The 222-nt window shown below is 55.4% G+C and carries 1 protein-coding gene; it reads left to right on the top strand.

What is annotated here, in order from left to right; genetic code table 11:
• Positions 1-39: 39 nt before the first annotated feature.
• Positions 40-222 (top strand): hypothetical protein (locus tag ABE485_RS31275; RefSeq protein WP_430795488.1); only part of this gene is annotated, 183 nt, incomplete at its 3' end.

Below are 222 nucleotides of genomic sequence, written 5' to 3' on the forward strand. Positions count from 1 at the left end.
GATCGAGGCGCTCAATACAGTTCAGCCGAGTATCGTGCAATGCTGACGGGCAACGGCATTACCATCAGCATGAGCGCCAAAGGCGATCCTTACGATAATGCAGTGGCAGAGTGGACTAACCCGGATTTCCCGGACAGTTTGGTTAAGGCACTGCGGCCTCAACCTGAGCAGGGGTTCTATAGCCTAGCCCCTGGTGGATTCGCTGGCGGTTGTAGAAGACCT

It is taken from the genome of Achromobacter spanius (assembly GCF_039673305.1).
GTDB classification, from domain to species: domain Bacteria; phylum Pseudomonadota; class Gammaproteobacteria; order Burkholderiales; family Burkholderiaceae_B; genus Achromobacter; species Achromobacter spanius_F.